At 73.7% G+C, this 13,991-nt stretch carries 13 protein-coding genes; 6 read left to right on the top strand and 7 right to left on the bottom strand.

Annotation, left to right across the window (positions count from 1 at the left end; translation table 11 throughout):
• Positions 1 to 19 precede the first annotated feature (19 nt).
• Positions 20 to 676, top strand: coding sequence for a class I SAM-dependent methyltransferase (locus tag C1703_RS02915; protein ID WP_114250387.1), 657 nt, complete (start codon positions 20 to 22; stop codon positions 674 to 676).
• 12 nt (positions 677 to 688) lie between these two features.
• Here the strand turns inward: C1703_RS02915 and C1703_RS02910 are convergent, their stop codons facing one another.
• Positions 689 to 2,938, bottom strand: a complete 2,250-nt coding sequence (locus C1703_RS02910) for a heavy metal translocating P-type ATPase (protein WP_114250386.1) — start codon at positions 2,936 to 2,938, stop codon at positions 689 to 691.
• 3 nt (positions 2,939 to 2,941) lie between these two features.
• Positions 2,942 to 3,154 (bottom strand): cation transporter, encoded by a 213-nt coding sequence (locus tag C1703_RS02905; protein WP_114250385.1) that lies wholly within the window; start codon positions 3,152 to 3,154, stop codon positions 2,942 to 2,944.
• Between the two features lie 188 nt (positions 3,155 to 3,342).
• Here C1703_RS02905 and C1703_RS02900 point away from each other — a divergent pair, with 188 nt between their 5' ends.
• Positions 3,343 to 4,302, top strand: coding sequence for a hypothetical protein (locus C1703_RS02900; RefSeq protein WP_114250384.1), 960 nt, complete (start codon positions 3,343 to 3,345; stop codon positions 4,300 to 4,302).
• A gap of 3 nt (positions 4,303 to 4,305) precedes the next feature.
• On the opposite strand, the gene C1703_RS02895 is transcribed toward C1703_RS02900, so the two are convergent.
• Positions 4,306 to 6,123: a glycoside hydrolase family 15 protein gene (locus C1703_RS02895; protein ID WP_114250383.1), complete on the bottom strand. Its 1,818-nt coding sequence runs from the start codon at positions 6,121 to 6,123 to the stop codon at positions 4,306 to 4,308.
• Between the two features lie 75 nt (positions 6,124 to 6,198).
• On the bottom strand, positions 6,199 to 6,978 hold the full coding sequence (locus tag C1703_RS02890) for a DeoR/GlpR family DNA-binding transcription regulator (RefSeq protein WP_114257264.1): 780 nt from the start codon (positions 6,976 to 6,978) through the stop codon (positions 6,199 to 6,201).
• Positions 6,979 to 7,094: 116 nt separating this feature from the next.
• Here C1703_RS02890 and C1703_RS02885 point away from each other — a divergent pair, with 116 nt between their 5' ends.
• The gene (locus tag C1703_RS02885) at positions 7,095 to 7,976 is read left to right on the top strand and encodes an SIS domain-containing protein (RefSeq protein WP_114250382.1); all 882 of its coding nucleotides are present in this window, start codon (positions 7,095 to 7,097) and stop codon (positions 7,974 to 7,976) included.
• 13 nt (positions 7,977 to 7,989) lie between these two features.
• The gene (locus C1703_RS02880) at positions 7,990 to 8,850 is read left to right on the top strand and encodes a class II fructose-bisphosphate aldolase (RefSeq protein WP_114250381.1); all 861 of its coding nucleotides are present in this window, start codon (positions 7,990 to 7,992) and stop codon (positions 8,848 to 8,850) included.
• Here C1703_RS02880 and C1703_RS02875 read toward each other — a convergent pair.
• Positions 8,840 to 9,970, bottom strand: coding sequence for a methyltransferase (locus tag C1703_RS02875; RefSeq protein WP_114250380.1), 1,131 nt, complete (start codon positions 9,968 to 9,970; stop codon positions 8,840 to 8,842). The two genes, C1703_RS02880 and C1703_RS02875, sit on opposite strands and share 11 nt — an antisense overlap.
• A 68-nt stretch (positions 9,971 to 10,038) precedes the next feature.
• Between C1703_RS02875 and C1703_RS02870 the strand changes: the two genes are divergently transcribed.
• On the top strand, positions 10,039 to 10,680 hold the full coding sequence (locus C1703_RS02870; RefSeq protein WP_114250379.1) for an alpha-ketoglutarate-dependent dioxygenase AlkB: 642 nt from the start codon (positions 10,039 to 10,041) through the stop codon (positions 10,678 to 10,680).
• A gap of 36 nt (positions 10,681 to 10,716) precedes the next feature.
• Positions 10,717 to 11,955: an ROK family protein gene (locus C1703_RS02865; protein WP_114250378.1), complete on the top strand. Its 1,239-nt coding sequence runs from the start codon at positions 10,717 to 10,719 to the stop codon at positions 11,953 to 11,955.
• Here the strand turns inward: C1703_RS02865 and C1703_RS02860 are convergent.
• Together C1703_RS02860 and ilvY are read right to left on the bottom strand one after the other, a co-directional pair.
• Positions 11,952 to 13,043 carry an IS630 family transposase gene (locus tag C1703_RS02860; RefSeq protein WP_114250377.1) on the bottom strand — a complete coding sequence of 364 codons (1,092 nt, stop codon included), beginning with the start codon at positions 13,041 to 13,043 and terminating at the stop codon, positions 11,952 to 11,954. The two genes, C1703_RS02865 and C1703_RS02860, sit on opposite strands and share 4 nt — an antisense overlap.
• Before the next feature lie 42 nt (positions 13,044 to 13,085).
• Positions 13,086 to 13,937, bottom strand: coding sequence for an HTH-type transcriptional activator IlvY (gene ilvY, locus C1703_RS02855; protein WP_114250376.1), 852 nt, complete (start codon positions 13,935 to 13,937; stop codon positions 13,086 to 13,088).
• Positions 13,938 to 13,991 lie beyond the last annotated feature (54 nt).

The following is a 13,991-nucleotide window of genomic DNA, read 5'->3' as shown; positions in this document are numbered from 1 at the left end:
CGTCTGCTGAACTGAGGGCATGACATCCCCGCCCGGCCGGATCCCGCGCGCACTCGACCGCTTCCACACCGCCCGCCCCTGGGACCACAACGCCCACTTCCACCCCTGGCTCCTGCGGCAGCTCCCCGCGCGACTGGGGAGCGCCCTGGACGTGGGGTGCGGCAGCGGCGACCTCGCCCGGCTGCTGGCCGGCCGGGCCGGGCGCGTGCACGGGATCGACGCGGACCCGGCGATCACGGCCCGGGCGCGCGCACTGACCCCCGCGTCGGCCCCGGTGACGTACACGGTGGCCGACGCGCCGGGCGGGCTGCCCGATGCCGCGTACGACGCCCTCACCTGCGTCGCCGTCATCCACCATCTGCCGTTCACCGAGGCCCTCACGGCCTTCCGCGACCGTGTGGCCCCCGGCGGGACCCTGGTGGTCGTCGGTCTCCACCGCGCGGAGGATCCCGTCGACCACCTGCTCTCCTTCGCGTCCGTCCCGCTCAACATCGTCATGGCGCTGCTGAAGAACCGGGGCCGCAGGGCGGCGCTTCCGGTCGCGATGACCGCCCGCGCCCGGGCCGCGGACATGACGTTCTCCGAGATCGCCCGCGAGGCGCGCGGCGTCCTGCCCGGTGCGCGCCTGCGCCGGCGTCTGTTCTGGCGCTACACGCTGGTGTGGCACCGCCGTTGACCGGCCGCCGCGTCAGCCCGCGGCCCGGAAGGTGCGCAGCCGTAGCGAGTTGCCGACGACGAAGACCGAGGAGAAGGCCATGGCCGCCCCGGCGATCATCGGGGTGAGCAGGCCGGCCGCGGCCAGGGGCAGGGCCGCCACGTTGTAGGCGAAGGCCCAGAACAGGTTCGAGCGGATGGTGCCGAGGGTGCGGCGCGCGAGCCGGACGGCGTCCGCCGCGGCCCGCAGATCGCCCCGGACGAGCGTCAGGTCGCCGGCCTCGATCGCGGCGTCCGTGCCGGTGCCCATGGCCAGACCGAGATCCGCCTGGGCGAGGGCCGCCGCGTCGTTGACCCCGTCGCCGACCATCGCCACCGACCGGCCTTCGGCCTGCAGCCGCTTGACGACCTCGACCTTGTCCTGCGGGAGCACCTCGGCGACGACCTCCTCGATGCCCACCTCGCGGGCGACGGACGCGGCGACGGCCTTGTTGTCGCCGGTCAGCAGGATCGGCGTGAGTCCCAGCGCACGCAGCCGCCCGACCGCCTCCGCGCTCGTCTCCTTCACGGCGTCGGCGACCTCCAGCACCGCCCGGGCCGCGCCGTCCCAGGCGACGGCGATGGCGGTGCGCCCGGCGTCCTCGGCCGCCGCTCGGGCCCGCGCCAGCCCCTCGGGCAGTTCCATGGCCCAGTCGGCCAGCAGCCGCTCCCGCCCGACGAGCACCGCGTGGCCCTCGACGATGCCCTGGACCCCCAGCCCGGGCACGTTGGCGAAGTCCTCGGGCGTGGGCAGCGTGCCCAGCTTCGCCAGCGCCCCGTCGGCGACGGCACGGGCGATCGGGTGCTCGGAGGAGTGCTCCAGCGCCCCGGCCAGCCGCAGCACGTCGGCCTCGTCGATGCCGTCGGCGGTGTGCACGGCCAGCAGCGTCATCCGGCCGGTGGTGACGGTGCCGGTCTTGTCCAGGACGACGGTGTCGACGCGGCGGGTGGACTCCAGGACCTCCGGGCCCTTGATCAGGATGCCGAGCTGGGCGCCCCGCCCGGTGCCGACCATGAGCGCGGTCGGTGTGGCCAGGCCCAGGGCGCACGGGCAGGCGATGACGAGCACGGCGACCGCGGCGGTGAAGGCGGCCGTGAGCCCGGCGCCGTTGCCGAGCCAGAAGCCCAGCGTGCCCAGCGCCAGGGCGATCACGACCGGCACGAACACGGCCGAGACGCGGTCCGCGAGGCGCTGCGCGGCGGCCTTGCCGTGCTGCGCGTCCTCCACCAGCTTCGCCATCCGCGCCAGCTGCGTGTCGGCGCCGACCCGCGTGGCGCGCACGACGAGCCGCCCGCCGGCATTGATCGTGGCGCCGGTGACCGCGTCCCCCGCGCCGACCTCCACCGGCACCGACTCACCGGTGAGCATCGAGGCGTCCACCGCGGAGGAACCCTCGACGACCGTCCCGTCGGTGGCGATCTTCTCCCCGGGCCGGACCAGGAACCGGTCCCCGACCCGCAACTCGCCCACCGGCACGGTCTGTTCGCGGCCGTCGTCCCGCAGCACGGTGACGTCCTTGGCGCCCAGCTCCAGCAGCGCCCGCAGCGCCGCTCCGGCCCTGCGCTTGGCGCGGGCCTCGAAGTACCGTCCGGCCAGGATGAAGGCGGTGACGCCCGCCGCTGCCTCCAGGTAGATGTTCCCGGCACCGTCCGTGCGCTCGATGGTCAGCTCGAAGGGGTGCGTCATGCCCGGCGTGCCCGCGGTGCCGAAGAACAGCGCCCACAGCGACCAAAGGAACGCGGCCGAGGTACCGACCGAGATCAGCGTGTCCATGGTGGCCGCGCCGTGCCGGGCGTTGACGAGGGCCGCCTTGTGGAAGGGCCACGCCGCGTACGTCACGACGGGCGCGGCCAGGGTGAGCGACAGCCACTGCCAGTACTCGAACTGCAGGGCCGGGATCATGGCGAGGGCCACGACGGGCACCGCCAGCACCACGGCCGTGACCAACCGCTCGCGCAGCGGCCGCAGTTCGTCGGCCTCGACGGCCGGCTCGCCGGGCTCCTCGGGCGGTGCGGGCTCCCGCGCGGTGTACCCGGCCGCCTCCACCGCGGCGATCAGCTCCCGGACGGAGACCTCGCCCGCATAGCTGACCTTCGCCTTCTCGGTGGCGTAGTTGACGGTGGCGGTGACCCCCTCCATGCGGTTGAGCTTCTTCTCGATGCGCGCCGCGCAGGACGCGCAGGTCATGCCACCGATGGCGAGCTCCACCTCGGCGTCGGCGCCGGTCGTCGTGCCCGTACTCATGGCTCAGACCCTCCCGGTGAGCTCGTAGCCGGCCTCGTCGACGACCTCCGCGATCGCGGCGTCGTCGGGCTCGGCGGCGCCGGTGACGGTCACGCGGCCGGTGTCGAGATCGACCTCGACGCCGCTGACGCCGTCCAGCGCGCCGATCACCTTGGTGAGCGTGGCCTTGCAGTGGCCGCAGGACATCCCGGAGACGGCGTAGGTGGTGGCGGGCATCGGAGCCTCCCTGGTGATTCACGGATACGGGGCGGGGGTATCCCCTCGCCGAGTTCATATATACCCCCGAGGGGTATAGGATGCAAGCGCGGAAACCACTTGACTCTATACCCCCTAGGGGTATGGTGAGCTGCATGGAGGCCCCGCATCCGCGCGGCAGGCCCGCAGCATCGAAGGAGCCGAAGGCCATGAAAACCGGACTGAAGATCACCACCTTCGCCGCCGCCCTGGCCGCCACGTTCGGCACGGCCTACGGGGTCGGTCAGGGCGTCGGCCCCGTCGCCGCCGACGACCCGCCGAAGCACGAGGACGGGCACGCCCGGCCCGCATCCCCGCCGGCGCGGGACGACGGGCACGCGGGGCACGACACGCCCCCGGCGGGCGGGCTCCAGATCTCCGAGGACGGCTACACCCTCGACCTGAAGACCCCGACCGTCACCGCCGGGCAGCGCGCCGAGCTGCGCTTCACCGTCCGGGACGGCAGCGGTCGCGCGGTCACCGCCTACCAGCGCGAGCACGACAAGGAACTCCACCTCATCGTGGCCTCACGCGACCTGGCCACCTACCGCCACCTGCACCCCACCCGCGCCGCCGACGGCACCTGGAGCACCCCCGTCGACCTGCCCAGCGCGGGCGGCTACCGCGTCTTCGCCGACTTCACCCCGGCCCGGAAGGACGCGCGGAACCTCACCCTCGGCGCGGACCTCGCCGCCTCCGGCCCGTACCGGCCGAAGGAACTGCCCGCACCGAGCACCACGGCCGAGACCGACGGCTACCAGGTCGAACTGACCGGCGCCCCGCGCCCCGGCAAGGCGAGCGAACTGAAGCTGAAGGTCTCCCGCGACGGCAGGCCCGTCACCGACCTCCAGCCCTACCTCGGCGCGTACGGCCACCTGGTCGCCCTGCGCTCCGGCGACCTCGCCTACCTGCACGTCCACCCGAACGGCGAACCCGGCGACGGCACCACCAGGCCCGGCCCGGACATCTCGTTCACGGCCACGGCACCCAGCGCCGGCTCCTACCGCCTGTTCCTGGACTTCCAGCACGACGGCACGGTCCACACGGCGGCCTTCACCGTCCGCGCCGGGGGAGCCGCAGCCGGTTCCGGTACCCCCGAGGGGCACGCGGACGACGGCCACGGGCACTGAGCGTCAGCCGAGGGCCCGGTCCAGGTTGAAGGCCGCGCTGATCAGCGCGAGGTGCGTGAACGCCTGCGGGAAGTTGCCCTGCTGCTCCCCGGTGTGGCTGATCTCCTCGGCGTACAGGCCGAGATGGTTGGCGTACGTCAGCATCTTCTCGAAGGCGAGGCGCGCCTCGTCGATCCGGCCCGCGTGCACCATCGCCTCGACGTACCAGAACGAGCAGATGGAGAACGTGCCCTCGTCGCCGCGCAGTCCGTCCGGGCTGGCCTGCGGGTCGTAGCGGTACACCAGCGAGTCGGACACCAGCTCCTCGGTCAGGGCGTCCAGCGTCGACAGCCACTTCGGGTCGGTCGGGGCGATGAACTTCGTCAGCGGCATCATCAGCACGGCCGCGTCCAGCACGTCGCCGTCCTCGTGCTGGACGAAGGCCCGGCGCTCCGCGCACCAGCCCCGGCTCATGATCCGCCGGTAGATCGTGTCGCGGCACTCCCGCCAGCGGGGCAGGTCGGCGGGCAGTCCGCGCCGGTTCGCCATCCGGATGGCCCGCTCGATCGCCACCCAGCACATCAGCCGCGAGTACAGGAAGTTCTTGCGCCCGCCCCGGGTCTCCCAGATGCCCTCGTCGGGCTGGTCCCAGTGGTCGCACACCCAGTCCACCAGGGCGCACACGTCGTCCCACTGGTCGCTGGAGACGGGCTTGGCCCACTTGTCGTAGAGGTAGATGGAGTCGATCAGCGCGCCGTAGATGTCGAGCTGGAGCTGGTCGGCCGCCGCGTTGCCGACCCGGACGGGCGCGGAGCCGTCGTGGCCCTCCAGATGGTCGAGGGTCCGCTCGGGCAGCTCGGTGCGCCCGTCGATGCCGTACATGATCTGCAGCGGGCCCGAGGGCTTGCCGTCGCCCGGGCTGATGTGCCGGGTGACGAAGTCCATGAACGCCTCGGCCTCGCCGGTGAAGCCCAGCCGCAGCAGGGCGTAGACGCAGAAGGCCGCGTCGCGCACCCACACGTACCGGTAGTCCCAGTTGCGTTCGCCGCCGAGCTGCTCGGGCAGGCTCGTCGTCGGCGCGGCCACGATCGCCCCGGTCGGCGCGTAGGTGAGCAGCTTCAGCGTCAGGGCCGAGCGGTGCACCATCTCCCGCCAGCGGCCCTTGTAGCGGGACGCCGACAGCCAGCGCCGCCAGTACGCCACCGTCGCCGCGAACTGCTCCTCCGCCTCCGTGCGCGCGCACCGGCGGGGCGAGACCTCGCCGCCGACCTTGTCCAGCGCGAACACCGCCGACTCGCCCTCGGCGAGCTTGAAGTCCCCGCGGACGTCCGGCCCGTCGGCCTCCAGCGGCACGGTCGCGGTCAGCGCGAGCGCCATCCCGTCGGCCTCGAAGACGGCCGTCTCACCGGCCGGCCGGACGGTGTGCGGCCGGGTGCCGTAGTCGAAGCGGGGGGCCACCCGCGTACGGAACGGGATCGAGCCGCGCACGCACACCACCCGCCGGATCAGCCGGTGCCGCTCGGCCTCCACCGCATCACCGCCGACCGGCATGAAGTCCTGCACCTCGCCGACGCCGTCCTCGGTGAAGAAGCGGGTGATCAGGACGTTGGTGTCGGGGAAGTAGAACTGCTTGGTCCGCGCCGGCACGGCCGCCGCCAGTTCGAAGCAGCCGCCGCGCTCCGCGTCCAGGATGGAGGCGAAGACGCTCGGCGCGTCGAAGGCCCCGCAGCAGTACCAGTCGATCGTGCCGTCGGTCCCCACCAGGGCCACACTGCGCAGATCGCCGATGAGCCCGTGCTCGGCGATCGGCAGATACCGCCGGCCGTCCGCTGTTCCCTGCATGGCAGCCTCCCTGACCCGGCGGGCTCTCAGCCCCAGCTTAGGCGGGAGGTGTCCCGCGGACACCGGGGCCGGGGATCACACCGTGACGACCCGCACCCCGGCCTCCTCGAACCGCCGGAGCGTCGCCGCGTCGGCCGCCGCGTCCGTGACCAGCGTGTCCACCGCCTCGGCGCCGCAGATCCGGGCGAACGCCCGCTGCCCCAGCTTGCTGGAGTCGGCGGCCACGACCACCCGCTCCGCCCGCTCGCACAGCAGCCGGTTGACCGCGGCCTCCGCCTCGTCGTGCGCCGCCGCGCCGTGCGTGACGTCGAAGGCGACCACGCCGAGGACCGCCACGTCCACGGTGATCTGGCAGAGCACCGCGTCCGCCAGCGGCCCCACCAGCTCGTACGACTGGGCCCGCGCGACGCCGCCGGTCAGCACGATCTTGAACTGGGGCCGCACGGCCAGCTCGTTCGCGATGTTCAGCGCGTTCGTGACGACGGTCAGCGCGGGCGACCCGGACGCCAGGTCCCCGCGCACGGCCAGGGCCCGCGCCACCTCCGTGGTGGTCGTGCCGCCCGTCAGCCCGACCGCCTCACCGGGCGCGACCAGGTCCGCCACGGCCTTCGCGACGCGCTGCTTCTCCGAGGCGTTGCGGGCCGTCTTGTAGCGCAGCGGCAGCTCGTACGACACGCCGTGCACGACCGCGCCGCCCCGGGTGCGCACCAGCATCTGCTGCTCGGCGAGCCGGTCGAAGTCCCGGCGGATCGTCGCCGCCGACACCCCGAGCGCCCCGGCCGCCTCCTCGACGTCCAGCCGGCCGCGCTCGACGAGCAGTTCCAGCAGCGCCTTCCAGCGGGCGTCGCGCGGCATCCGCACCTCCACGTCTCGATCCCGGGCGACCCTAGCGCACCAGGCCGCGCACAGTGCTTGATGATGCTCGAAAGCTGGCGATACCTTGCAGGAACAATCAGAGCGGAGGGTGCGGCATGACGCATGTCGAGGAGGAGCTGACCAGTCAGCCCGAGTGCTGGACCCGGGCCGCCGCGGAGGCGGCGGGCCATGCGCGGGTGCTGCCGGAACGGGGCGAGCGCGTGGCGATCGTCGGCTGCGGCACCTCGTACTTCATGGCGCAGGCGGCCGCCGCCCTGCGCGAGGGCGCGGGCCAGGGCGAGACCGACGCGTTCGCCGCCTCGGAGTTCCCGCACGGCCGGGCGTACGACCGGGTCGTCGCCCTCACCCGCTCCGGCACCACGACCGAAGTCCTCGACCTGCTCGGCCGGTTGCGGGGCCGCACCCGCACGACCGCGATCACCGCCGACCCGGACACCCCCGTGCGGGCGGCCGCCGACGACCTCGCCGTCCTCGCCTACGCGGACGAACGCTCCGTCGTCCAGACCCGGTTCGCCACCACCGCCCTCACCCTCCTGCGCGCCCACCTCGGCCTCCACCCCCACGCCGCCGTCGCCGACGCGCGGACCGCCCTGGCCGAACCCCTGCCCGAAGGGCTCGTGGACTGCGGGCAGTTCACGTTCCTCGGGCGCGGCTGGACCGTCGGCCTGGCGAACGAGGCCGGGCTGAAGATGCGCGAGGCCGCCCTGGCCTGGGCGGAGGCGTACCCCGCGATGGAGTACCGGCACGGCCCGATCAGCGTCAGCACCACGGGCACGGCGACCTGGATGCTCGGGGACGCGCCGGACGGTCTCGCCGAACAGGTGCGCGACACCGGGGCGTCGTGGATCGCCGGAGACCTGGACCCGCTCGCCGAACTGGTCCGCGCCCAGCGCCTCGCGGTCGCCGTCGCCGCGTCCCGCGGGCTGGACCCCGACCGCCCGCGCCACCTCACGCGCTCGGTGATCCTCGCGCCCTGACCCTGGAGACCCCGTGCCCCTCACCACCACCGGCGAACTCGTCACCCGCGCGGCGGCGGCCCGTTCGGCCGTCGCCTCGTTCAACGTCATAACACTGGAACACGTCGAGGCCGTCATCGCGGGCGCCGAGTCCGCGCACGCCCCCGTCGTGCTCCAGGTCAGCGAGAACGCGGTCAGATTCCGCGGCGGCCGGCTGCTCCCCCTCGCCCGCGCGGCCGTCGCCGCCGCCGAACACGCCGCCGTGCCGGTCGCGTTGCACCTCGACCACGTGCAGAGCGACACCCTGCTGCACCAGGCGGCGGAGGCCGGCTTCAGCTCCGTGATGTACGACGCGGCCCGGCTGCCCTACGAGCGGAACCTCGCGGCGACCCGGGCGGCCGTCGACTGGGCCCACGCCCAAGGGCTCTGGATCGAGGCCGAGTTGGGCCAGATCGGCGGCAAGAACGGCAGACCCGCGCTGGACGCGCACGCCCCGGGCGCCCGCACCGACCCCGACGAGGCCCGGGCCTTCGTCGCCGACTCCGGCGTGGACGCCCTGGCTGTCGCCGTCGGCAGCGCCCACGCCATGACCACGCGCACCGCCGCTCTCGACCACGCCCTGCTCACCCGCCTGTCCGCCGCCCTGGACGTCCCGCTCGTCCTGCACGGCTCCTCGGGCGTCCCGGACCACGAACTGACCGCGGCGATCGCCGGCGGCATCGCCAAGGTCAACATCGGCACGGCCCTGAACATCGCACTGACCGGCGCGATCCGCCGGTTCCTCGCCGACCGCCCCGATGCCGTCGACCCGCGCGACTACCTGACGCTCGCGCGGGAGGCCATGACCCGGGCGGTCACCGGGACCCTCCGGACCCTGGCCCCGGCTACCGCTTGACCGCCTTCAGCACCACGAACTTCGGGTCGCTCGCGACCAGCCGGCTGTTGCCGAAGACCTTGCGCAGCTTCACGTGGTAGCCCAGGTGCCGGTTGCCGATCACCCACAGCTCACCGCCCGGCCGCAGCGCGCGCCGCGCCCCGGTGAACATCCGCCAGGCCGTGGCGTCCGTCGTCGCCTGGTGGGCGTGGAACGGCGGGTTGTTGAGGACCAGGTCGACACTGCCCGCCGGCACGCCCGCCAGCCCGTCGCCGACCCGGAACTCCGCGTGCCCCGGCACACCGTTCGCCTTGTACGTAGCCTCCGCCGAGGCCACGGCCTGGAACGACTCGTCCACGAACAGCACCTCGGCCGACGGGTCGGCCAGCGCCACCGCCGTACCGACCACGCCGTTGCCGCACCCCACATCCACCACCCGGCCGCCCCGGCCGTCCGGCAGGTGCCGGAGGAAGAAACGCGTGCCGATGTCGAGCCGGTCGGCGCAGAACACCCCCGCGTGGTTGACGACGGTGCGTCCCGAGGCCGGGCCGATGCCGTCCGGGAGCGTGTAGACGTACGGCCACGGGCTGGCGGGCCGGTCCAGCGCGGGGTCCGGCGTGCAGAAGATCAGCCGGGCCTTCTTCTCGGCGAGCGAGGTGCGCGTCGGGCCGAGGATCCGCTCGAACAGCCGGAGCGTCGAGGTGTGGATCTCCTTCACCATGCCCGTGCCGACGACGACCGTCCCCGCGTGCACGGCCGGGGCCAGCCGCAGCAACTGGTCCTCCAGCAGCGCCAGGCTCTTCGGCACCCGCACCAGCAGCACGTCGACCCGCTCCGGCGGCGGGTCCTGGGTGGTGAGCAGCCGCACCGCGCCGGGCTCGGCACCGGCCCGCGCGAGGTTCGCGCGCGTCGCCTCCTGCGCCAGGTACGAGTCGGTGATCTGCACCGGCCGGTGCGCCGCGAGCGCCGTGACGAGCGCCCCCCAGCGGTCCCCGACCACCACGACCGTGCCCGACAGCGGGACGTCCTCCTCGGCCAGATGCCTCAGCAGGTACTCGTCGGAGGCGTCCCAGGCACGCAGCCGGTCGCGCGGGTCCTCGGGGAAACGGGTCAGCGCGAGCGCGCCCCACGGCGTCGTCATACGGTCGTTCATCGTGCGTCCAGGCTAGCCGAGCCGCAGCTCAGCCCCGGTCGGGCAGGATGGGAGGCATGGACGGCGAGCTGTTCCCCAGGGCCCGTACCCAGGTCGCGCCCGGCGCGGTGCACGCGCCGGGCTGGCTGGACGCCGAGGAGCAGCGGGCCCTGCTCGACGCCTGCCGCGCCTGGGCCCGGCCGCCCGCCGGACTGCGCACGGTCCGCACCCCCGGCGGCGGCACCATGACCGCCCGCCAGGTGTGCCTCGGCTGGCACTGGTACCCCTACGGCTACGCCCGCACGGTCACCGACGGGGACGGCGCCCCGGTCAAGCCCTTCCCGGAGTGGCTGGGCGACCTGGGCCGCCGGGCCGTGCGGGACACCCTAGGGGGCCCGGCACCCGCCTACGACATCGCACTGATCAACTTCTACGACGCCGACGCCCGCATGGGCATGCACCGCGACAGCGACGAGGAGTCGGACGCGCCCGTGGTGTCACTGAGCCTCGGCGACACCTGCGTCTTCCGCTTCGGCAACACCGAGACCCGCACCCGGCCCTGGACCGACGTCGAGCTGCGCAGCGGCGACCTGTTCGTCTTCGGCGGCCCGTCCCGGCTCGCCTACCACGGCGTTCCCCGGGTGCGCGCGGGCACGGTACCGCCCGGGCTGGGCCTCACCGGACGGCTCAACATCACGCTCCGGGTCAGCGGCCGGTAGGCCGCCGCTCCGGCGGATCATGGGAGACTCGCCCTCATGAGCGGGAAGGCGGACCCCCGGCCGGCGGGGGATGGGAGCACCTCGAGGACGCGGCTGGACCGGGGACGCGGAGCCCTCGGACCCGCGCTGGAGCTCGTGCACACCGGACGCGCCCCGACCCGGGCCGTGCTCACCGCCGAGCTCGGCGTGACGCGGGCGACGGCCGGCGCGGTCGCCGCCGAACTGGAGGCGCTCGGGCTGATCCGGGTCGACGCCCGGCCCGGCGCGGCGGCCGGCTCGCAGGGCCGGCCCTCGCACAAGCTGTCCGTCGCCGAAGGCGGGCCCGTCGCCCTCGCCGCGCAGGTCCACGCCGACGGGTTCCGGGCGGCGCTGGTCGGTCTCGGCGGCCGGATCGTCGCCACCACGCCCGGCTGCGAGATCATCGACGCCGACCCGGCCAAGGTGCTCGCCTCCGTCGTCAGGGCGGGCGCCGAGCTGCTGCGGGAGACCGGGCGGCGGTGCGTCGGCGCGGGACTCGCCGTGCCGTCCGCGGTCGCCGAACCCGAGGGCCTGGCGCTCAACCCGCTGCACCTGGCGTGGCCCGCGGGCGCGCCCGTGCGGGACATCTTCGCCGAGCAGGTGCGCGCGGCCGGCCTCGACGGACCGGCGTTCGCCGCCAACGACGTGAACCTCGCCGCGCTCGCCGAGCACCGGCACGGCGCCGGACGCGGCGCCCGCGACCTGCTGTGCGTGGCCACCGGCCACCGGGGCGTCGGCGGCGCGCTCGTCCTCGACGGCCGCCTGCACCGGGGCAGTTCGGGCCTCGCCCTGGAGGTCGGCCACCTCACCGTGCACCCCGAGGGCCGCCCCTGCCACTGCGGCAGCCGCGGCTGCCTCGACGTGGAGACCGACCCGCTGGCCTTCCTGACGGAGGCGGGACGCGAGCCCGGCCCCGAGGTGTCCCTGCTCCAGCAGGCCATCGACCTGATCCGCCACCACTACGACGACCCGGGCGTCCGCGCCGCCACCGAGGCCCTCATCGACCGGCTCGGCCTCGGACTCGCCGGCCTGGTCAACATCCTCAACCCGGACCGGATCATCCTCGGCGGCCTGCACCGCACACTGCTGGACGCCGACCCGGGCCGCCTCCGCGCGGTCGTCGCCGACCGCAGCCTGTGGGGACAGAGCGGCGGCGTGCCGATCCTGCCGTGCACACTCGACCACAACAGCCTGGTCGGCGCCGCCGAACTGGCCTGGCAGCCGGTGCTGGACGATCCGCTGGGAGCGCTCACCTAGTGATCTGAGTCAGAGATTCGTCGGCAGTAGGCGGCGACTTTGTCGAGGATCTCGTCGGCTGTCTTCGTCCAGATGAAGGGTCTGGGGTGTTCGTTCCAGTCGGCGAGCCAGGCCCGGATGTCGCGTTCGAGGGCTTGGACGGAGCGGTGGACGCCGCGCTTGAGCTTCTTCTGGGTCAGCTCGGCGAACCACCGCTCGACCAGGTTCAGCCAGGACGCGCTCGTCGGCGTGAAGTGCAGGTGGAAGCGTGGGTGGGCGAGCAGCCACCGCTTGATGTCGGGCGTCTTGTGGGTCGCGTAGTTGTCCAGGATCAGATGAACCTGCAGGTCGGCCGGGACTTCCTTGTCCAGCTTCGTGAGGAACTTCTTGAACTCCGCCGCCCGGTGACGGCGGTGAAGGGAGCCGATGACCTTGCCGCTGGCCACCTCGAGGGCGGCGAAGAGGGTTGTGGTGCCGGCCCGGACGTAGTCGTGGCTGCGGCGTTCGGGAACACCGGGCACCATCGGCAGAACTGGCTGGGAACGGTCCAGGGCCTGGATCTGGGACTTCTCGTCCACGCAGAGCACGAGGGCCTTCTCCGGCGGATCGAGATAGAGGCCGACGACGTCGCGGACCTTGTCGATGAACAGCGGGTCGGTGGACAGCTTGAACGTCTGTGACCGGTGCGGGGCCAGGGCGAACGCCCGCCAGATCCGCGAGACCGTCGACTGCGACATTCCCGTGGCCGCAGCCATCGACCTGGTCGACCAGTGGGTGGCGTTCCTCGGTGTCTCCTCGAGCGTCTTGACGATGACCCGCTCGACGTCGGCGTCGGTGATCTTCCGGGGGACACCGGGCCGCGGATCGTCGCACAAGCCGTCCAGGCCGCGTTCGAGAAACCGGCGCCGCCAGGTGCGGACCGTGTCCGGAGTGATCCGCAACCGGCGGGACACCTCCATGATCGAGTGGCCCTCGGCGCACTCCAGCACGATCCCCGACCGCTGGGCCAGAGCCTGAGCCGTCGTACGGCGACGTAACCAGCCCTCCAGCACCGCCCGTTGGGCATCAGTGACCGACAACGGCGGAATCTTCGGACCCGGACGACTCATACCCGACTAACGACGAATCTCTGACTCAGGTCACTAGGGGCCTCATCCCCCGGTCAGACTCCACAGCGCCGCCACCACCGGCCGCCGCAGATCGGCCCGCCGGACGCACAGCCCGATCGGGAATGGCTCCGGCGCCGGCTCGGCCGGCAGCACCTCGAGCCGCTCCCGGACGGCGCTGTGCTCCAGCACCAGGCGGGGGACCACACCCGTGCCGCAGCCCAGCGCGACCAGGGTCAACAGCCCTTCGTGGCCGTCCGGTTCACAGGCCACGTCGGGGACCGCGCCCCGGCCGCGGAACCAGCGGTCGGCCGCGTCGCGGACCAGGCCGCGCTGGGGGAGCACGAACGGGCCGTCGAGCCCGGGATCGGGACGGTCCCGGGCCGTCACCAGGACCAGCTCCGTGACCGCGACCGTGCGGCTCACCAGGGGTTCCGGCAGCCGCGGCGGGATGCCCGCCACCGCCGCGTCGACCTCGCCCTCGTCCAGCCGGGCCAGCGCCGCCGCCGCGTCACCCGTGCGCAGATCGAGCCGCACCTGCGGATGCGCGGCACGGAACGGCGCCAGCAGGTCCGGCAGCAGCGCCTGACACGCCGTCACCGTGGCGAACACGGCCAGCCGGCCGGTGAGCAGCGCCGGATCGGGATGCTCCTCGCGGTAGGCGCGCCACAACTCCAGGGCCCGCACGGCGTATTCACGGAAGCGGTGCCCCTCCGCCGTGAGCGACACCCCGCGCGGACCCCGGTCGAAGAGCCGGTGCCCGAGGTCCGCCTCCAGCCGCTGCACGGTCCGGGTCAGCGTGGCCGGGCTGACGTGGCAATCCAGGCTCGTCCGGCCGAAGTTGAGCGTCTGCGCCAGATGCAGGAACAGCCGCAGCTCCCGATGATCGTCCCGCACGACCTGGCCCTTTCGTTTTCCGCAACAGTGCGCTGCACAAGTTGCGCTTGCCGC

It is taken from the genome of Streptomyces sp. Go-475 (assembly GCF_003330845.1).
Classification (GTDB): domain Bacteria; phylum Actinomycetota; class Actinomycetes; order Streptomycetales; family Streptomycetaceae; genus Streptomyces.
This window is presented reverse-complemented; position numbering and strand designations above follow the sequence as displayed.